This window comes from Pseudomonas fluorescens, from assembly GCF_000802965.1.
Taxonomy (GTDB): domain Bacteria; phylum Pseudomonadota; class Gammaproteobacteria; order Pseudomonadales; family Pseudomonadaceae; genus Aquipseudomonas; species Aquipseudomonas fluorescens_A.
On the sequence record NZ_JSAK01000008.1, the window covers coordinates 21,685 to 40,862 of the forward strand.

At 59.9% G+C, this 19,178-nt stretch carries 15 protein-coding genes; 5 read left to right on the forward strand and 10 right to left on the reverse strand.

The window, feature by feature from the left end:
- Positions 1-20: 20 nt before the first annotated feature.
- From NL64_RS06640 to NL64_RS06670, 7 genes are all read right to left on the reverse strand, one after another.
- Positions 21-1,169: an iron-containing alcohol dehydrogenase gene (locus NL64_RS06640; protein ID WP_034147363.1), complete on the reverse strand. Its 1,149-nt coding sequence runs from the start codon at positions 1,167-1,169 to the stop codon at positions 21-23.
- 211 nt (positions 1,170-1,380) lie between these two features.
- Complete coding sequence (locus NL64_RS06645; RefSeq protein WP_008061581.1) at positions 1,381-2,205, reverse strand: ABC transporter permease; 825 nt, start codon at positions 2,203-2,205, stop codon at positions 1,381-1,383.
- A 12-nt stretch (positions 2,206-2,217) separates the two neighbouring features.
- The gene (locus tag NL64_RS06650; RefSeq protein WP_034147364.1) at positions 2,218-3,465 is read right to left on the reverse strand and encodes an ABC transporter permease; all 1,248 of its coding nucleotides are present in this window, start codon (positions 3,463-3,465) and stop codon (positions 2,218-2,220) included.
- 226 nt (positions 3,466-3,691) lie between these two features.
- Positions 3,692-4,735 carry an ABC transporter substrate-binding protein gene (locus tag NL64_RS06655; protein WP_034147365.1) on the reverse strand — a complete coding sequence of 348 codons (1,044 nt, stop codon included), beginning with the start codon at positions 4,733-4,735 and terminating at the stop codon, positions 3,692-3,694.
- A gap of 49 nt (positions 4,736-4,784) precedes the next feature.
- Positions 4,785-5,909 carry an ABC transporter ATP-binding protein gene (locus tag NL64_RS06660; RefSeq protein WP_034147366.1) on the reverse strand — a complete coding sequence of 375 codons (1,125 nt, stop codon included), beginning with the start codon at positions 5,907-5,909 and terminating at the stop codon, positions 4,785-4,787.
- A 334-nt stretch (positions 5,910-6,243) separates the two neighbouring features.
- A complete protein-coding gene (locus tag NL64_RS06665) occupies positions 6,244-6,873 on the reverse strand; it encodes a response regulator (RefSeq protein WP_020798801.1) in 630 nt (209 codons plus the stop codon).
- A 99-nt stretch (positions 6,874-6,972) separates the two neighbouring features.
- The gene (locus tag NL64_RS06670; protein WP_034147367.1) at positions 6,973-9,366 is read right to left on the reverse strand and encodes a PAS domain-containing sensor histidine kinase; all 2,394 of its coding nucleotides are present in this window, start codon (positions 9,364-9,366) and stop codon (positions 6,973-6,975) included.
- 73 nt (positions 9,367-9,439) lie between these two features.
- Between NL64_RS06670 and NL64_RS06675 the strand changes: the two genes are divergently transcribed.
- Entirely contained in the window at positions 9,440-10,432 is a 993-nt protein-coding gene (locus NL64_RS06675; RefSeq protein ID WP_034147368.1) for an alpha/beta hydrolase family protein, read from the forward strand.
- A gap of 137 nt (positions 10,433-10,569) precedes the next feature.
- On the opposite strand, the gene NL64_RS06680 is transcribed toward NL64_RS06675, so the two are convergent.
- Genes NL64_RS06680 through NL64_RS06690 form a run of 3 tightly spaced genes read right to left on the reverse strand, consistent with a single transcriptional unit; the run spans position 10,570 to position 13,026 of the window.
- On the reverse strand, positions 10,570-11,337 hold the full coding sequence (locus NL64_RS06680; protein WP_034147369.1) for a DnaJ domain-containing protein: 768 nt from the start codon (positions 11,335-11,337) through the stop codon (positions 10,570-10,572).
- Position 11,338: 1 nt separating this feature from the next.
- Positions 11,339-12,010 (reverse strand): N-acetylmuramate alpha-1-phosphate uridylyltransferase MurU, encoded by a 672-nt coding sequence (gene murU, locus NL64_RS06685; RefSeq protein WP_034147370.1) that lies wholly within the window; start codon positions 12,008-12,010, stop codon positions 11,339-11,341.
- Positions 12,007-13,026: an aminoglycoside phosphotransferase family protein gene (locus NL64_RS06690; protein WP_034147371.1), complete on the reverse strand. Its 1,020-nt coding sequence runs from the start codon at positions 13,024-13,026 to the stop codon at positions 12,007-12,009. The genes murU and NL64_RS06690 overlap by 4 nt, the downstream gene beginning before the upstream one ends.
- Before the next feature lie 130 nt (positions 13,027-13,156).
- On the opposite strand from NL64_RS06690, the gene NL64_RS06695 reads away from it, so the two are divergent.
- Genes NL64_RS06695 through rsmA form a run of 4 tightly spaced genes read left to right on the forward strand, consistent with a single transcriptional unit; the run spans position 13,157 to position 19,065 of the window.
- Positions 13,157-15,967 (forward strand): LPS-assembly protein LptD, encoded by a 2,811-nt coding sequence (locus NL64_RS06695; protein WP_034147372.1) that lies wholly within the window; start codon positions 13,157-13,159, stop codon positions 15,965-15,967.
- Entirely contained in the window at positions 15,942-17,264 is a 1,323-nt protein-coding gene (surA, locus tag NL64_RS06700; RefSeq protein ID WP_172668649.1) for a peptidylprolyl isomerase SurA, read from the forward strand. The genes NL64_RS06695 and surA overlap by 26 nt, the downstream gene beginning before the upstream one ends.
- A complete protein-coding gene (gene pdxA, locus NL64_RS06705) occupies positions 17,261-18,250 on the forward strand; it encodes a 4-hydroxythreonine-4-phosphate dehydrogenase PdxA (protein ID WP_034147374.1) in 990 nt (329 codons plus the stop codon). Before surA ends, pdxA begins: the two co-directional genes overlap by 4 nt.
- On the forward strand, positions 18,247-19,065 hold the full coding sequence (rsmA, locus tag NL64_RS06710; RefSeq protein ID WP_034147375.1) for a 16S rRNA (adenine(1518)-N(6)/adenine(1519)-N(6))-dimethyltransferase RsmA: 819 nt from the start codon (positions 18,247-18,249) through the stop codon (positions 19,063-19,065). The genes pdxA and rsmA overlap by 4 nt, the downstream gene beginning before the upstream one ends.
- The last annotated feature ends 113 nt before the right edge of the window (positions 19,066-19,178 follow it).

Consider the following 19,178-nt stretch of genomic DNA (forward strand, 5'->3'; position numbering starts at 1 on the left):
GCGCACTGTGACCGCGATGATCAGTAGGCCGCTCGGTAGATCTTCTCGATATCGATAGCGCTCAGTTTGCGCGGATTATTGCGCATCAGGCGCTCGATACCTGCGGCTTCAACGGCCATGGCCGCAATCGCATCTTCCGGAACGCCGAAACTGCGCAGGCCCGCCGGGATTTCCACCGCCGCGCATAGTTCGGTCATCGCCTCCACGGCCTTATCGGCCGCTTCATTGGCGCTCAGATGAGCGGTCTTCACGCCCATGGCTTCGGCAATATCCTGCATGCGTTCGACGCAAGCCATCTTGTTCCAGGTCATGACATACGGCAGCAGCAAGGCGTTGCTGACGCCGTGGGCAATGTTGAAACGCCCGCCCAGCGGATACGCCAGCGCATGCACGGCGCCAACCCCGGCATTGCCGAACGCCATGCCGGCCATCAGGCTGGCGGTGGCCATGTCTTCTCGGGCCTGCAGGTTGGACGGATTGGCGTAGGCCTTGGGCAGCGCCTTGGCGATCAGCTTGATCGCGCCGATGGCCAGGGAGTCGGTAATCGGTGAGGCATTGACCGACAGATAGGATTCGATGGCATGCACCAAGGCATCGACACCACTGGCGGCGGTGACGCCGCGCGGGCAGGTCAGGGTCATTTGCGGGCTGACCAGCGCAACGTCCGGCAGCAGATAGTCGCTGACGATGCCCTTCTTCAACTGCGCGACCTTGTCGGAAAGGATCGCCACATTGGTCACTTCCGAGCCGGTGCCGGCGGTTGTCGGGATGGCGATCAACGGCGGGCCTTTGCGCGGCACCTGATCGACGCCGAACAAATCCTCCAGCGCGCCGTGATAGCCGGCATACGCCGCAACACTCTTGGCAATGTCGATGGCACTGCCGCCGCCCAGGCCGATCAACCCATCATGACCGCCGTCGCGGTAGACGCGCATGCAGTCCTCGACGATGGCGATTTCCGGGTCGGGCAGCACCCGGTCAAAAATCTCGTAGGTGCGACCACCCAGTTGCGCCAGCGCCAGCTCGACGGTGCCGGATTTGACCAGCGCGGCGTCGGTGACGATCAGTGGGTTGTCGATGTCCAGACGTGTCAGTTCCGCCGCCAGTTGCTCGATGGCCCCTGCGCCGGTGATCAGTTTGTGAGCGATTTTGAAAGAGGAAAGACTCATGTGCGCAGCCTCTTATAGGAGTGGGAGCTGGGCACAATAGTAGCTGGGGATTGGGCGTTGTCTGCTATTCAGGTCGTGAATGACCGGTGAGTCCAAACACCCCATACAACAACTGTAGGAGCCGGCTTGCTGGCAATGCGCGTGTCATTCAACTGATTCATCAGCTGACAGTCCGCTTTCGCCAGCAAGCCGGCTCCTACAAGGGAGTACTTCAGACCTGGGCGGTGCGCAGTTTTTCGCTGCGGCCACGCAGCCATTCCAGGGTCAGCAGCAGGATCACCGAGAAGGCGATCAGCAGCGTCGCGGCGGCGGCGATGGTCGGGCTGAGGTTTTCGCGGATGCCGCTGAACATCTGCCGTGGCAGGGTTGCTTGTTCAGGGCCGGCGAGGAACAGCGTCACCACCACTTCATCGAACGAGGTGGCGAAAGCGAACAGCGCGCCGGAAATCACCCCGGGAGCGATCAATGGCAAGGTCACCCGACGGAACGCCGTCAGCGGCGAAGCACCGAGGCTGGCGGCGGCGCGTACCAGGTTTTGGTTAAACCCTTGCAACGTCGCCGACACGGTGATGATCACGAATGGCACACCCAATACTGCGTGCACCACGATCAGCGAGAAGAAGCTGTTACCCAGGCCCAGCGGCGCGAAGAACAGATAACTGGCGACACCGATGATCACCACCGGCACCACCATCGGCGAAATGACCAGCGCCATCACCAGCGGTTTGCCGGGGAAGTCGCCGCGAGTCAGGCCGATAGCCGCCAACGTGCCGAAGACCATGGCCAGCACTGTGGCCGCCGGGGCGACGATGATGCTGTTCTTCAGGGCGCGCATCCACTCCGCCGAAGCGAAGAAATCGTGATACCACTGCAGCGAGAAACCTTGCAGCGGGTACACCAGGAAGCTGCCAGAGTTGAACGACAGCGGGATGATCACCAGCACCGGCAGGATCAGGAACAACAGAATCAAGCCGCAGAGAATCCGCAAGCTGTAGAACCACACCCGCTCGATGGGCGACATATAAGGACTCAGCATCTCAAACTCCCCTTAGCTCAGGCGCAGGCGGCTCGCGCCTACCAGCCAGCTGTAAATCAGATAAAGCACGACCGTCGCCAGCAACAGCAGACCACCGAGTGCCGTCGCCATGCCCCAGTTGATGCTGGTGTTGGTGTAGAAGGCGACGAAGTAGCTGACCATTTGATCGTTAGGGCTGCCCAGCAGCGCCGGGGTGATGTAGTAGCCGATGGCGAGGATGAACACCAACAGGCAACCGGCGCCGACACCGGCATAGGTCTGCGGGAAGTACACCCGCCAGAAGCTGGCAAACGGGTGGCAGCCAAGGGAAATCGCGGCGCGCATGTAGGTCGGCGAGATGCCTTTCATCACGCTGTAGATCGGCAGAATCATGAACGGCAACAGGATGTGCACCATGGAGATGTAGACGCCAACACGGTTGAACACCAGTTCGATCGGTTTATCGATGATGCCCATGGCCATCAGGCCGCTGTTGATCAGGCCGCCCGATTGCAGCAGCACAATCCACGCCGCAACGCGCACCAGGATCGACGTCCAGAACGGTAGCAGCACCAGGATCATCAGCAGGTTGCTCTGGCGCGACGGCAGATTGGCCAGCAGATAAGCCAGTGGATACGCCAGCAGCAGGCAGATCACGGTGATGACCAGGCCCATCCAGAAGGTACGGGCGAAGATGTCGAGGTAGATCGCCTGGTCCGGGGTGGCCGGGGCGATTTCGCCGAGGTCGTCGATGCGGTGATCGACGGCCGCCAGCAAGTAATACGGCGTGATGCTGCTGGTATTGCGGCGCACTGCTTGCCAGTAGGCCGGATCGCCCCAGCGCTCGTCGAGACCTTCCAGCGCTTCTTTATAAGAGGCCGGTTCAGTGGCGAACGGCAAGGCGCGGGCGGTTTTGGTCAGCAGGCTGCGGTAGCCGGCCAGCTCCATGTTCAGGCGTTTGGACAAATCGCCGAGGGTTTGATTCTTGCGGGCTTCAGCGAGGTCTTCGCTGGCAGCCTTGTAAACCGGTTCAGCGGGCAGGCCGCGGCCGTCCCAACTGGCGATGGCGGACACGGTGCGCGGCATGCCGCCGACCACTTCCGGGTTACCCACGCTTTTGTAGAGCAGCGCCGCGATCGGCACCAGGAACACCAGCAGCAGGAACAGCACCAATGGCGCGATCAAGGCCTGGGCTTTCCAGCGGTTGACCCGCTCGGCGTGCTTGAGCCGCTGCTTCAAGGTGGGGTCAGTGCCCGTGGTCACGGGAACGGCGATAGCCATGGCGTACTCCGGAAATCTTTGATCGTTACAGAGGGCGGCGTACCGCCTCTGTTGTGTTGAAACACCGCAACGTGCGGGAGCGGAAACCTGTGGCGAGCGAGCTTGCTCGCGCTGGGCTGCGAAGCGGCCCCAAAATTATGTTGGCAATGCCAATTTTGTGAGTGCTTCGCACTCAAGCGGGAGCAAGCTCCCTCGCCACAAAGTCCGCCTTCAATTGAAGGCTTGGTTATTTCGCAGCCCAGGAATTGAAGCGCTGTTCCAATTGCTCGCCGTTGTCAGCCCAGAAGCTGACGTCGATCTGCACCTGGTTGGCGATGTTTTCCGGGGTGGTCGGCATGTCTTTCAGGACATCCTTGGCCAGCAACGGTACGGCTTGGGTGTTGGCCGGGCCGTAGGCGATGTTTTCCGAGTAAGTCTTCTGTTGCTGTGGCTGTACCGAGAAGGCGATGAATTTCTTCGCCGCTTCGGCGCGCTTGGGGTCCAGGCCTTTTGGAATCGCCCATGCGTCGAAGTCGTAGATGCCGCCGTTCCACACTACTTTCAGGTTGCTTTCTTTCTGCACCGCAGCGATACGGCCGTTGTAGGCCGAGCTCATGACCACGTCACCGGAAGCGAGGTATTGCGGTGGTTGTGCGCCAGCTTCCCACCACTGGATGCTTGGCTTGAGTTCGTCGAGTTTCTTGAACGCGCGGTCCTGACCATCTTTGCTGGCCAGCACTTTGTAAACGTCTTTCGGCGCAACGCCGTCGGCCATCAAGGCGAATTCCAGGGTGTACTTGGCGCCTTTACGCAGGCCACGCTTGCCCGGGAATTGCTTGGTGTCCCAGAAATCCTTCCAACTGGTCGGTGCGGTTTTCAGCTTGTCGGCGTTGTAGGCCAACACGGTTGACCACACGAAGAAGCCCACGCCGCACGGCTGGATAGCGCCTTTGACGTAGTCTTCGTTCTTGCCGAAAAGGGCTGGGTCGAGTTGCTCGAACATGTCTTCGTCGCAACCGCGGGACAGTTCTGGCGATTCAACTTCCACCAGGTCCCAGGACACGCTCTTGGTGTCGACCATGGCTTTGACCTTGGCCATTTCACCGTTGTACTCGCCCGCCACGATCTTGCCGTTGCCTGCCGCTTCCCACGGTGCGTAGAAGGCTTTGACCTGCGCGGCCTTGTTCGCGCCGCCAAAGGACACGACGGTCAGGTCCGGGCCAGCCGCCATTGCGCTGGCCGCCCCCATCATGCCCAGTGCCAGAGCGGTGAATTTCAGGGATCTCAACATTTATTGTTCTCTCCACGTGCAGGGTTGGTGTTGTTGAAGCAGGGGGCGATCAATGCGCCTCTAGAAGTGGGTCGAGCGCGCGAACGTGTTCGACCTGCCAGCCAAGCGGTACCACGTCACCCACCGCCAGCCCGGGATCGAGTTCGGCAATCGGTTGTTTCACGAAGAAGTCGGTCTTGCCACAGACTTCCAGGCGAACCCGGACGTGGTCGCCCAGATAGATGAATTCCGCCACCCTTCCCGAGAAGCGGTTGACGCAGGACTCGCTGGAGCCATTGAGGCTCACGCGTTCCGGACGAATCGACAGGGTGACGGGCTCGCCGGTCTTGCCGACATTCACCGCCAGCGCTTCAACTTTTTCACCACGGCCCAGTTCGACCACGCAGCGGTCGCCGGTCTGGCTGTGCAGACGGCCATTAAGACGGTTGTTCTCGCCGATGAAGTTGGCGACAAAGGTGTTTTTCGGCTCTTCGTAGAGCGTGCGCGGAGGCGCGATCTGCTGGATTTCGCCTTGATGGAACACCGCTACGCGGTCGGACATGGTCAGGGCTTCGCCCTGGTCGTGGGTCACGTAGACCACGGTCACGCCCAGACGCTGGTGCAGGTGTTTGATTTCCATCTGCATGTGTTCACGCAGTTGTTTGTCGAGTGCGCCGAGGGGTTCGTCCATCAGCACCAGTTGCGGCTCGAACACCAGCGCCCGGGCCAAGGCCACACGCTGCTGCTGGCCGCCGGACAGTTGTGCCGGGTAACGCTGGGCGAAGGTATCGAGCTGGACCATGCTCAGGACTTTTTTGACCTTGGCGCTGACGTCGCTTTTGTTGAGCCCGCGTACGGTCAGCGGGAACGCCAGGTTTTCGGCGACAGTCATGTGCGGGAACAGCGCATAGTTCTGAAACACCATGCCGATGTCACGCTTGTGCGGCGGCACGTTATTGATGGCTCGACCGGCCAGCAGGATTTCCCCGGCAGTCGGTGTTTCGAAACCGGCGAGCATCATCAGGCTGGTGGTTTTGCCGGAGCCGGACGGCCCGAGCAAGGTGAGGAATTCGCCTTTGCGAATGTCCAGGTTGAGGTCTTTGACGATCAGGTTCTCGCCGTCGTAGCTCTTCTGCACTCCACGAAAGCTGACCAGAACATCATTGGCCCCTGCACTTGAATCGACCTGGCTCATACCCACACCTTTGTTATTGATGACTGCTGTGGACTAAGCCTAGTGGACGCTGCTGACCGCGCAAATCGGGGGGCAAGAGAGAATCGCCTCAGCCGGATGGAAGGTTGGGGGTAGGGATTGCCCTACAAGGATGGCGCGTTTTGGCAAACGCAGCGGCAAGCTGTTGGCTACAAGCCGCAGGCAACGGCAAAAGCGATGGGGCGGGATGTCGTAAATGGATATGGCGTTACGCAATTCCCTGTAGGAGCTGCCGCAGGCTGCGATCTTTTGATCTTGTTTTTCAAAAGCAAAGTCAAAAGATCGCAGCCTGCGGCAGCTCCTACAGGGTGCAGAGTCAGAGAAGTTTGTGTTCCATCGCGTACTTCACCAATTCTGCCAGCGAAGTGATGTTGAGCTTCTGCATCAGCCGCGCCTTGTGGGTGCTGATGGTCTTGCTGCTCAAAGCCAATTGCTGGGCGATGTCGTTGACGTTGGCACCCTGGGCCAGGCGTTCGAACACCGAGAACTCTCGCTCCGAGAGCAACGAATGCAACGGCCGTGAATCGGTCAGGCCGACTTCAAAAACCATGCGGTCGGCCAGGTCCGGATCGATATAGCGCCCGCCCGCAGCGACCCGGCGGATGGCGGTCAGCAACAGAGCCGGATCGCTGTCCTTGGTCGCATAACCCGCCGCGCCGACCTTCAACGCCCGCGCCGCCATTTGTGCTTCGTCGTGCATCGACAACACGAGAATTACCGGTGGATTGTTCAGCGCGCGAATCCGTGGAATCGCCTCAAGGCCATTGACGCCGGGCATGGAGATATCCAGCAGCACCACTTCGCAGGGCACATGCCGCAAGGTCTCGAGCAACTGCTCGCCATTGCTCGCCTCCCCTACCACCAGCAAATCCTTGGCCAGACCGATCAATTGCTTGATGCCTTCGCGGACGATGGTGTGGTCTTCGGCTACCAGTACACGGATCACTTGCCTCTCCTCACTCAATAAATGCATTGATGCCGAAAAGATCGCAGCCTTCGGCAGCTCCTACAGGGGATTCGCGCTCGGTGTAAAAGCTGCGATGTTTTAGCGATCCAGCGGCACTCGCACAATCAGGGTCGTACCCTCCCCCGGCTCACTCTCAAGCGACAACTGCCCGCCCATGATCAACACCCGCTCGCGCATGCCGACCACCCCAAAGGAGGTTGACCTGCCAGCCGTCGGGACAAATCCTACGCCATCATCGCTAATGGTCAGACACAACTCGTCGCCTTCCAGCACCAGTGTCAGTTCGACAGTATGCGCTTGGGCATGCCGCATGACATTGGTCAGTGCTTCTTGAAGGATGCGAAACAGGCCGATCGCCTTGGCATCGCTGAGCACCGGCAAATTGTCCGGCACCTGCACCAGGCAAGGAATCTGCGTGCGCGCTTCGAAGCGGCGGGCCTGCCATTCAATGGCAGAGGCAATCCCGGCATCGAGAATCGGCGGGCGCAATGCCGTCGCCACATCGCGGACCAATTGGAACAGCTGCGCGATCAAGCGCTTCATGCTGTTCAAGCGCTCGTTCAGACCAGGGTCAAGTTGCGCGTAGGCCAATTCGCACATGGACGTTTCCAGCTTTAGCACGGTCAACATCTGACCTAGTTCGTCATGAACTTCCCGGGCGATGCGGGCCTTTTCCTCTTCTCGCACGCTTTCCAGGTGCGCAGACAATTCACGCAACTGCTCCCGCGAACTGGCCAATTCCAGCTCGATGCGCTTGCTCTCGCTGATGTCCCAGACAATGCCGTCCCAGACGTAGGCACCGTCCTCCAATCGACGAGTTATCGCCTTGATTTCCGCCCAGCGTTGTTCGCCCTGGCGCGTCAGGATTCGCCCTTGCCAGAACCAATCGCTATCGGTGTCCAACGCATGATCCTGGGTCCGGTGATAGCTGGCCTTGTCGTCCGGATGCACCAGGCTGCGCAGGCCTTTGTCGCGATGGGCCAGAACGGCCGGCGCATAGCCGACCAGGTTCTCGCTGCCCTCACTGATGTAGGCAAAGTCGATCTGACCTGTCACCGGTGCGCGTTCCAGACGAAAGACCAGGCCGGGCACATTCGCCGCGATCCCTTGCAGCCGTGCCTCACTTTCCTGCAACGCGGCCAGGGCGCGCCGGCGGTCTGTGACGTCGGTGAGGTAAACCACCAGGTATTCGCCATCGCGAAAACGCAGGAAGCTCAGCGAAACATCCGCCGGCAGGATGCTGCCATCGGCGCGCACACAATTGGTTTCGAAACTTTGCGGCGCGTCATCGCTGGCCCTGGCGCTTTTCCACAGGTTCAGCCAGCGGTCCATGTGCAGGCCCGGTTCGAAGTCGATCAATGGCCGGTGGATGATCCCGCCCGGTTGATAGCCGAGCATGGTTTCGGCCGCGCGGTTGGCGTAACGCACGTGGCTGTCCCAGTTGACCCAAAGGATGCCGACGGTGCTCTGGTCGATGGAAAACTGTGTAAGGCGCAGGGCCTCCTCGCTGGCGGCGCGCAAGGCAATATCCTCCTGCGCCGCCGCCAATCGGTGTTCGAGGCTGTGCTGCTGACGGCGTTGCCAGAACACGATGGCCATACTGCTCAGCGCCAGCACCAACAACAGCAGGCAAAGGTTTTGCCAGAAACCCGGCGACTCGGTGAGCCGTGGATACTTGGGTTGCAGCCATTGGTTATGCAGTTGCTCCAGGTCCTTGGCCGGGATCGCCCGCAACGCACTTTCGACAATTTCGGCCAGCTCCGGCCGGTCACGCCGAGTCGCCACCCGCAGCAATTGCGGCAAGCCGATATCGCCAACCACCACCAGCCCGGCAAACTCCGGCTCGACCGACAGACGCCCCAACTGCGCTTCATCGACCACGGCGTAACCGGCCTGCTGACTCAACAACAGTTGCAGCGCCTGACGTTCAATGGGTACGCCCTGGAGGTTCAGGTGTGGGTAGTTGCTGCGCAGGTAATCGGCGGTGGCACTGGGCATGCGCACGGCGACGCGGGTCTGGCTGTCGAGTTTTTCCAGTTCCACTGCACCGGTACTTTTCTGGTCACTGACCACCAGTTGTGGCACACGCATGTACGGATCGGAAAACTGCCAGAGACGCAGGCTACCGGGGGTTTGGGTCATGCCCGGCGCAATGTCGATCTCACCTGCACGCGCAGCGGCTTCCAGTTGTTCAAGGTCGGAAAAGTTACGCCAGTTCAACTCTACCTTGAGCGCCTTGGCCAGCCATTTCATCAGCTCGACGTTGACCCCGGAGAGTCGCTGCAAGCGCCGATCGTATTGCGCATAAGGCGCTTGCAACACCAGCCCGACGCGCAATTCTCCCTGCTGCGCCAGCCATTGCTGTTGCTTGGGCGACAACGTTGCGACGTGCGCCGGGGGCACGACGGCCGCCCAGCCCATCAAGGGAAACCACAAACAGCCGATAACCCACAGGCAGCGAAAACGCATCATCGAACTCTCACACACTGACAAATACTGACCAACCCATTAGGCTGCCGGAATAACTTCTGGCCTGGAATAACCGATGCCCCCTGTCTACCGCCTGGCACTGCCAGCATTGTGCCTGTCGCTGATCCTGCCATGCGCTTTTTCCGTCGAGGCTGCCGACCCGGCGCCTGCCGCCACAGAAAAAGCCGCCGAAGAAAAACCAATCGAACGCCAGCCGCTGCCTGAGCGTAGTCAGGAAGAAGCGACTGCACTCGAACGAAAAATACCGGCCAATGAACAGCAACAACTGCAAGCAGGCAGCGACACCTTCCTGGCCTTGTGGAAACCGGCCAATACCGCCGAACCCCAAGGTGCGGTGATTATCATCCCCGGCGCCGGCGAAACCGTTGACTGGCCGCAAGCAATCGGCCCGCTGCGGCGCAATTTGCCGGACGCCCAATGGAGCAGCCTGAGTATCACCTTGCCGGACGTGCAAAGCGACGCCATTGCGCCCCGCGTCGTCGAAGCTCCACCCGCGCCCAAAACACCGGACGCCGGCAGCAAGGACTCAACCACCGCCGCCCCCATCGAGCAAGCAGCCGGCGGTGAAGCGGACGTAGCTGACAAGGCCATCGCTGAAACCAGCGAAGAACAGAGCAAGGTCGACGCCGAGCGCATTTTCGCCCGCATCGACGCAGCCATTGCATTCGCCGAACAGCAAAGCGCTCGCAGTATTGTGGTGTTGGGGCATGGCACTGGCGCCTACTGGGCCGCGCGCTATTTGAGTGAAAAGCAGACATCGCAGGTCGAACGGTTTGTCATGGTAGCGGCGCAGACACCGGTTAAGGCCAAGCCCGAACTGGATGAACTGACGCCCACTCTGAAGCTGCCTGTTGCAGACATTTTCTACATGGATAAACCGCTGGATCGCAACGCGGCGCTGGCCCGCTTGCAGGCCAGCAAACGCTTGAAGGCTTCGGCGTTCAGCCAGGTTTCGCTCAAGGCGTTACCGGGAAATTCCAAAGCGCAGCAGGAACAGCTGGTTCGACGGGTGCGGGGCTGGTTGAATCCGCAGAATGCGGCGAACTGACAGACCGCGTTGCCCCATCGCTGGCAAGCCAGCTCCCACAGAATTTATGTCGACCACAAAATTTGCGTACGACTCAAATACTGTGGGAGCTGGCTTGCCAGCGATGGCGCCATTGAAAACAACACCCAACTGTCCTGCTAGCGAAAATCCCGCCGCTGTCGAATCAACTTGTAGGCACTATGCAGCTCTCGAGTCTTCTCTGTGGCCTCGCGAACCTGCAAATCCGTCGCACCGCCGCCGGCAATCTTGTCCGGGTGATGGCGGCTTAACAGGCGACGATAGGCTCGCTTGATCTGCGCCGGTTCACTGGTGGCCGACACACCCAATAGCCGCAAGGCGTCCTGATAGGTTGCACCTTTGTTGGCCACAGCGCGTTTCTGCGGCTCATAGTCAGTCGCCAACGCCCGCACCTGATGCGTCGACCAGCCGAGCCACTTGCCCCATTGGATGATCAGTTCGCGCTCTCGATTGCCAGCCCGACCATCCGCCCAAATCATCCGCCAACAGGCGCGCAACACGCCTTCAGCCGCATGGGGTTGAGTACTCAGGCGCCGCAGATAACCACGCAACCGGTCGTTTCCCGACTTGCCGCGGTTGAAGGCGGCAATGGCCCGACGCTGGGCCGACTCGCTCATTTCCAGCGCGCGCATTTCCTGGCGCGCCTGCTGGATATGCCCCTCCACTACCCGCCCGTCGCACTTGGCCAGCCTTCCAAGCAGCACGAACAGCAGTTCATCGTTACGCAGCGCCGGGCGACCGCCGAGTTTTTCAAGCAGGTGCGCCCAACTCTGCAGATGCATGTGCCGATCCAGCGCCTGCCCCAACAAAGCACCCAGCATGGCCCCCGGAATGCTGGCGATGGCATAACCCGCTCCGGCTCCAACAAGAGTCCCTGGCCATAGCATCTCAGCGTCTCGCTTCAATCAAGGTTTCAGCTTCGGCCAAACGCTCGTGTGTGCCGACATCCACCCACAGCCCATTCATGCGCTCGCCGGACACCTGCCCGTTTGCCATTGCGGTTCGAAGCAGCGGTGCCAGCTTGAACGCCCCGGCGGAGCAACCCTCGAACAGTTGCGGATGCAGCACCGCGATGCCGCTGTAGGTGAGCGTAGCCGCTCCCGATTGGCCGTCGCGAACTTGTCCGTCAATCAGCTGAAAATCCCCGGCCGGATGATGGGCCGGGTTGTTCGCCAGCACCAGGTGAGCCAGGCCCACTATCGGTTGATGCAGCACGCTGAAGTCGTAATCGGTCCAGATATCACCGTTAACCACCACAAAAGCCTCATCGCCCAGCAATGGCAACGCGCGGAAAATCCCGCCGCCGGTTTCCAGCGGCTCGCCTTCCGGCGAGTACTGGATGCTGACGCCATAGCGCGAGCCATCGCCCAGATAATCTTCGATCTGCTGACCGAGCCAGGCATGGTTGATCACGATCTCGGTAAAACCGGCCGCGGCCAGCGCACGCAGGTGATACTCGATCAGCGGCACCCCGCCGGCACGAACCAGCGGTTTGGGCGTGGTCAGGGTCAGCGGCCGCATGCGCTCGCCCTTGCCCGCCGCCAGAATCATTGCTTTCATGCCTTAACTCCAGCACGCAGACTGGCCAGCAACACATCCAGCTCGGCCAATTCAGGACGGCGGGCGATCACTGCATCTATATAAGCAAAGAAGCGCGGCACATCGCCCAGGTAGCGCGGCTTGCCATCGCGATGGCAGATGCGGGCGAAGATGCCGATCACCTTCAAATGGCGTTGTACGCCCATCAAGTCGCTGGCGCGCAGGAAATCTTCGAAGTCTGACTGCACAGGAATGTTCAACGCCGAGGCTTGCTGCCAGTAACTTTCCAGCCATCCGCGCACACGCTCTTCGGGCCAGCTGAGGAAAGCATCCTTGAACAGGCAGGTCACGTCGTAGGTCACCGGGCCGTAGACCGCGTCCTGGAAATCCAGCACGCCGGGATTCGGCTCGCTGAGCATCAGGTTGCGGGGCATGTAGTCGCGATGTACCAAAACCTTCGGCTGAGCCAGGGCACTGTCGATCAGCAAATCGCTGACTTGCTGCCAGAGCACTTGCTGTGCCGCGTCGAGCTCGATACCCAACTCGCGCTTCACGTACCACTCAGGGAACAATTCCAGTTCACGGCGCAACAACGCCACGTCATAGCTCGGCAGTGGCGCAACCATTGGCAACTGCTGAAAAGCCAGCAGTGCTTGCAGGGCATCGCTGAACAAATCGTCGGCATTTTCGCTGTCGATGACGTCCAGATAGGTCTTGTTGCCCAGGTCATTGAGCAAAAGAAACCCGCGATCGAGGTCTTCGGCATAAATTTTCGGCACATTTATTCCGGATTTCGCCAGCAAAAAAGCGATATCCACGAAGGGTTTACAGTTTTCCTGGGGCGGCGGTGCATCCATCACGATGAAACTTCTGCCCGCGCCTTCCCAACGGAAATAACGCCGAAAACTCGCGTCACTACTGGCCGCGGTCAACGTGGCCGGGGGTATGGCACCCCAACCCTGTTCTGCAAAAAGGATCGCCAATTGCTCATCGAGCCAAACTTTCAGGTGTTGCAAACGTACATCTTGGTCAGGCATTGCAAGGGTCTCCGACGGCGCTAGCCGTCAAGCGGGTCATGCTTTATTATCCAGCATCTTTTTCAGACCATCGAGAGGCGTGCGGCCCACACCGCGGGCAGATGGCACGCAGGAAGCCCGGACTAATAAGATGGCATTGAAATCCCCCGCGTTTCGTAAAAAATTTCCGTTGTTGGTAACCGGCAGTTTGCTGGCCTTGCAACCTCTAGCCACTTCCTTCGTGGTCGCCGCGGAACAGTATGACTGCTCAGTCTCTGCTTCGGGTGCCTGGGACTGTGCGCCAAAATCGCCAGCGGCGGCATTGCCACCGCGCCCAGTCCACGACGGCAGCGCAGTCAGCGCAACCGGCGAGTCTCCATCCGAGACCGGCTCCAGCGACGACACTGGCGCCAAGCCGGCTCTCGTTACCGAGTCCAAGGGCCGTGGCATGAAGTCGCGTAGCGAAGACTACAGTCACCTCGACTGGGTTCCGCGCGAACAGCTTACCGCAGCGCAACTGGCCGAAACCGGTCCTTATTGCTCTGGTTCCTATATCGAACCGATTCGTCCTGGCATGAATGACAAGACGAATAAAAGCGACGCACCTACCTTTATCGGCGCGAAAGCCTCCCGCTATAAGCAGGATGAGCAAGTCGCGACCCTGGCCGGTGACGTGGTCATGCGTCAGGGCAGCATGCAGGTCGAAGCCGACGAAGCCAACCTGTACCAGGCCGAGAGCCGCGGCGAACTGAGCGGCAACGTCCGTATTCGCGACAACGGCGCACTGATCGTCGGCGACCACGCCGACGTGCAGCTCGACACCGGCGAAGCCAAGGTCGATAACGCCGAATACGTGATGCACAAGTCCCGTATTCGCGGTAACGCGCTGTACGCCAAGCGTGCCGAAAACGCGATCATCCGCCTCAAGGACGGTACGTACACCACGTGCGAACCGAACAGCAACGCCTGGCAGCTCAAGGGCAACAACATCACCTTGAACCCGGCCACCGGCTTCGGTACCGCAACCAACGTGACATTGCGGGTCAAGGACATTCCGGTCCTGTACACGCCGTACATCTACTTCCCGATCGACGATCGTCGCCAGTCCGGCTTCCTTCCTCCGACCATCGGCAGCGGCAGCGATACCGGCTTCCTGCTCGTCACCCCGTACTACTTCAACCTGGCGCCGAATTACGATGCCACGTTGTATCCGCGGTACATGAGCAAGCACGGCCTGTTGATGGAAGGCGAGTTCCGTTACCTGACCAAGTCCAGCGAAGGTCAATTCGGCGCAGCGTATCTCAACGACGAAGACACTGATCGCAGCAAGCAGACCGACTACCAGAAAAACCGCTACATGTATAACTGGCAACACAAGGGCGGACTCGATTCGCGCGTATTGACCCAAGTTGATTACACCAAGATCAGCGATCCGTATTACTTTCAGGATCTACAGACTGACCAGATTGGCGTAAAAAGTGCCGACTACGTGAACCAGCAGGGCGCCGTCACTTATCGCGGCGACAACTATACCGCTCGCGTGAATGCCCAGGCTTATCAGCTGGCGACCGTTTCCAACATCACGCCGTATGATCGTCTCCCGCAGATCACCTTCGATGGTGCGCTGCCCTATCATCCAGGCGGCCTCGATTTCTCGTACAACACCGAACTTGTGCGTTTCGACCGGGATCTTCAAAACGGCAATTTTACGAACGAAGACGGTTCTGTAGATCCACGCCTGGACAACAACGTTCAAGGCCTGGCTCGCGCCACCGGTGACCGGCTCAACCTGGCGCCAGCCGTCAGCTTGCCGCTGAACTGGACTTACGGCTTCGTGAAGCCGACGCTCAAGTATCAGTACACCCAGTACCAACTGGATCTGGACAGCATCGGCAAAACACAGATCGTGGCTCAAGACCAAGCTGCCGCCGCAGCCGGGACGGAGAACTTCAACGGCAACTTCGACAGCAACCAGAACCGTGGCGTGCCGATTGCCAGTATCGACAGCGGTCTGTATTTCGATCGCAATACTCAATGGTTCGGTAAAAACTACCGCCAGACCCTGGAACCACGCCTGTTCTACCTCTACGTGCCAGAGAAGGACCAGGTAGATATTCCAGTATTCGACACCAGCGAATACACCTTCAGCTATGCATCGCTGTTCCGTGACAACCGCTTCTCCGGTTCCGACCGTGTCGGCGACGAGAACAAACTCTCGCTGGGTATCACCAACCGCTGGATCGAAGACGATGGCTTTGAGCGTCAACGCATTAGCGTAGGCCAGGCAATGTACTTCAAGGACCGCGAAGTCCAGTTACCAGGTGTCAATCCAAAAGTCCGTGCCGACGCGCAAGCCGGCGTTTCGCCATATGCGCTGGAGTACGAATACCGCTGGAACCGCGACTGGCGTACCACGGCCGACTACAACTGGGACCCGGACAGCCACAGCCCTCGCTCGGGCAGCGCGATGTTCCACTACCAGCCTGAAGACAACCCGAACAAAGTCATCAACGCAGGTTATCGCTATCGTAACGACCAGGTGATCTACAACCAGAACACCGGTCAATGGCAATTCGGCGGTAACTACGGCACCCCGGGCCAGCCTGGCTACGTGAAGGATTACTACAAAATCGAACAGCACGACTTCTCGGTGATCTGGCCGATCGTGCCGCAATGGAACGCCATCAGCCGTTGGCAGTATGACTACAACCGCAATCGTACCCTGGAAGCCTTCGGTGGTTTCGAGTACGACAACTGCTGCTGGAAACTGCGCCTGATCAATCGTTACTGGGTTTCCTACGACGAATTCAGTCAGGACGCGCCGGAAAACGAAAAAGGCGACCATGGCATCTTCCTACAAATCGTTCTGAAGGGGCTCGGCGGCCTGACTGGCGCCAAGGTAGAGAGTTTCCTCGACAAAGGCATCCAAGGTTATCGTGAACGTGAAGACCAAGCTTTCTGATTGTCTGCGCCCGCTGCTGCTGGGCGCGCTGTTCCTGGGTACCGCGGCCAACGCCGCGGTACAGTCCATCGATAAAGTGGTGGCTATCGTCGACAACGACGTGGTCATGCAGAGCCAACTGGACCAACGCGTCCATGAAGTTCAGCAGACCATCGCCAAGCGTGGCTCTGCCGTGCCGCCGGCCAGCGTGCTGGAGCAACAGGTGCTTGAACGCCTGATCGTCGAGAACCTGCAACTGCAGATCGGCGAACGTTCCGGCATCCGCATCACCGATGAAGAACTGAACCAGGCTGTCGGCACCATTGCCCAGCGCAATAACATGTCGGTCGAGCAGTTCCGCGCTGCACTGACTCACGACGGCCTGTCTTACGAGGACGCTCGTGACCAGATCCGTCGCGAGATGGTCATCAGCCGCGTGCGTCAGCGCCGTGTGGCAGAGCGCATCCAGGTGTCCGAGCAGGAAGTGAAAAACTTCCTTGCTTCAGACATGGGCAAAATGCAGCTGTCCCAAGAGTTCCGCCTGTCCAACATCATGATTGCTACTCCGGAAAGCGCCAATTCCGACGCGATTCAGAGTGCCGCCAAGCAGGCTGACGCGGTTTACCAGCAGCTCAAGCAAGGCGCTGACTTCGCACAATTGGCCCTCGCCAAATCCGCCAGCGAAACCGCACTGGAAGGCGGCGACATGGGCTGGCGCAAAGCCGCTCAGCTGCCACCTCCGTTCGATCACCTGCTGAGCACCATGGCCGTTGGCGATATCACCCAGCCAATGCGTACGCCAGGTGGCTTCATAATCCTGAAGATCACCGACAAGCGTGGCGGTGAAGCCCAGGTGCGCGACGAAGTGCATGTCCGCCACATCCTGGTCAAACCAAGCCCGATCCGTGACGAAGCAAAAACCAAGGCCCTGGCCGAGTCGCTCTACAGTCGCATCGAGTCGGGTGAAGACTTCGGCGAACTGGCGAAAAGCTACTCGGAAGACCCGGGTTCCGCGCTCAACGGCGGCGATCTGAACTGGATCGACCCGAGTGTATTGGTTCCGGAGTTCCGCGAAGTGATGGCCAAGACCCCGCAAGGTCAGCTGTCCAAGCCGTTCCAGACGCAATACGGCTGGCACGTTCTGGAAGTGCTGGGCCGTCGTGCCACCGACAGCACCAACCAGGCTCGCGAGCAACAAGCGATGACCGTACTGCGTAACCGCAAATACGACGAAGAGCTGCAAACCTGGCTTCGTCAGATCCGTGACGAAGCGTACGTCGAAATCAAACTCCCTGGCGTCGACCAGGCAGCGCAGTGAAACCCCAACGTTTCGCGCTGACACCCGGCGAACCGGCCGGCATAGGTCCTGACCTGTGCCTGCTGCTCGCCTCGCAAGCCCAGCCACATCCCCTGATTGCCATTACCAGCCGTGACCTGCTCGTTGAGCGGGCCGCGCAGCTGGGTGTGGTGGTCGACTTGCTGCCCGTGTCGCCGGACCATTGGCCGGATGCACCTGCTCCCGCCAACAGCCTGTATGTCTGGGATACGCCGCTCAATGCCAAGGTTGTCGCCGGGCAACTCGACAAAGCCAATGCCGCTTTCGTCCTGGAAACCCTGACTCGCGCAGGCCAAGGCTGTCTGGATGGGCATTTCGATGGAATGATCACCGCCCCGGTGCACAAGGGTGTGATCAATGAATCCGGCATCGCTTTTTCCGGGCACACGGAGTTTCTCGCTGACCTGACCCATACTGCACAGGTGGTGATGATGCTCGCCACCCGCGGGTTGCGCGTGGCGCTGGTCACTACGCACCTGCCCCTGCGCGAGATTGCCGATGCAATCACCCCGGAGCGTCTGGAGCGGGTCACGCGAATTCTGCACGCCGACCTGCAACAAAAATTCGGCATCGCCCAGCCGCGAATCCTGGTGTGCGGGCTCAACCCCCATGCCGGTGAAGGCGGACACCTGGGTCATGAAGAAATCGACATTATCGAACCCACATTAGAGCGCCTGCGCGGCGAGGGCATGGACCTGCGCGGCCCCCTGCCCGCCGACACTCTGTTTACCCCAAAATATCTGGAGCACTGCGACGCAGTGCTGGCGATGTACCACGATCAGGGCCTGCCTGTGCTGAAATACAAAGGCTTCGGCGCAGCAGTCAACGTGACCCTCGGTTTGCCGATCATCCGCACTTCGGTTGACCACGGCACTGCCCTGGATCTGGCCGGCAGCGGCAAGATCGACACCGGCAGCCTGCAAGTCGCCCTGGAAACCGCCTATCAGATGGCCGAGACCCGTTTATGACCGAGCATTACCAACACAAGGCGCGCAAACGCTTTGGCCAGAACTTCCTGCACGACGCCGGCGTTATCGACCGCATCCTGCGCTCCATCCATGCCAAGGCCGAAGACCGTTTGCTGGAAATCGGTCCTGGCCAGGGTGCGCTGACCCAAGGCCTGCTCAACAGTGGTGGGCAACTCGATGTGGTGGAACTGGACAAGGACCTGATCCCGATCCTCAACCAGCAGTTCGCCGGCAAGAGCAACTTCAACCTGCATCAGGGTGACGCGCTGAAGTTCGACTTCAACAGCCTGAACGCCGCGCCTGGCAGCCTGCGTGTGGTCGGCAACCTGCCGTACAACATCTCCACCCCGCTGATTTTCCACCTCCTGCACAACTCGCACCTGATTCGCGACATGCACTTCATGCTGCAAAAGGAAGTGGTCGAGCGTCTGGCAGCGGGGCCTGGCGGTGGTGACTGGGGTCGGTTGTCGATCATGGTTCAGTATCACTGCCGGGTTGAGCATCTGTTCAACGTTGGCCCGGGCGCGTTCAACCCGCCGCCGAAAGTCGACTCGGCCATCGTCCGCCTGGTGCCTCACGCCGTACTGCCGCACCCGGCGAAAGATCACCGGTTGCTGGAACGCGTCGTACGCGAAGCGTTCAATCAGCGTCGCAAGACCCTGCGCAACACCCTCAAGTTGCTGCTGAGCAACGATGAAATCGAAGCCGCCGGCGTCGATGGCAGCCTGCGCCCGGAACAGCTCGATCTGGCAGCGTTCGTGCGCTTGGCTGACAAGCTCAGCGAACAAGCCCTACAGAAACCCGCGGACGTCTGACAGAGCGCAAGCGTTATCGGGTAGGACACCAGCGCCCATGTCTGGTTTACTACCCGATACTTGGCCTAGACTGAACTTCATCAGCTACGCCCCGCGTCCCGCTTCGTTTTTAA

Excerpts from the sequence above, each read along its gene's own strand:
- NL64_RS06640 (WP_034147363.1), bottom strand. The coding sequence starts at position 1,169 with ATGAGTCTTTCCTCTTTCAAAATCGCTCACAAACTGATCACCGGCGCA.
- NL64_RS06645 (WP_008061581.1), bottom strand. The coding sequence starts at position 2,205 with ATGCTGAGTCCTTATATGTCGCCCATCGAGCGGGTGTGGTTCTACAGC.
- NL64_RS06650 (WP_034147364.1), bottom strand. The coding sequence starts at position 3,465 with ATGGCTATCGCCGTTCCCGTGACCACGGGCACTGACCCCACCTTGAAG.
- NL64_RS06655 (WP_034147365.1), bottom strand. The coding sequence starts at position 4,735 with ATGTTGAGATCCCTGAAATTCACCGCTCTGGCACTGGGCATGATGGGG.
- NL64_RS06660 (WP_034147366.1), bottom strand. The coding sequence starts at position 5,909 with ATGAGCCAGGTCGATTCAAGTGCAGGGGCCAATGATGTTCTGGTCAGC.
- NL64_RS06670 (WP_034147367.1), bottom strand. The coding sequence starts at position 9,366 with ATGATGCGTTTTCGCTGCCTGTGGGTTATCGGCTGTTTGTGGTTTCCC.
- NL64_RS06675 (WP_034147368.1), top strand. The coding sequence starts at position 9,440 with ATGCCCCCTGTCTACCGCCTGGCACTGCCAGCATTGTGCCTGTCGCTG.
- NL64_RS06680 (WP_034147369.1), bottom strand. The coding sequence starts at position 11,337 with ATGCTATGGCCAGGGACTCTTGTTGGAGCCGGAGCGGGTTATGCCATC.
- murU (WP_034147370.1), bottom strand. The coding sequence starts at position 12,010 with ATGAAAGCAATGATTCTGGCGGCGGGCAAGGGCGAGCGCATGCGGCCG.
- NL64_RS06690 (WP_034147371.1), bottom strand. The coding sequence starts at position 13,026 with ATGCCTGACCAAGATGTACGTTTGCAACACCTGAAAGTTTGGCTCGAT.
- NL64_RS06695 (WP_034147372.1), top strand. The coding sequence starts at position 13,157 with ATGGCATTGAAATCCCCCGCGTTTCGTAAAAAATTTCCGTTGTTGGTA.
- rsmA (WP_034147375.1), top strand. The coding sequence starts at position 18,247 with ATGACCGAGCATTACCAACACAAGGCGCGCAAACGCTTTGGCCAGAAC.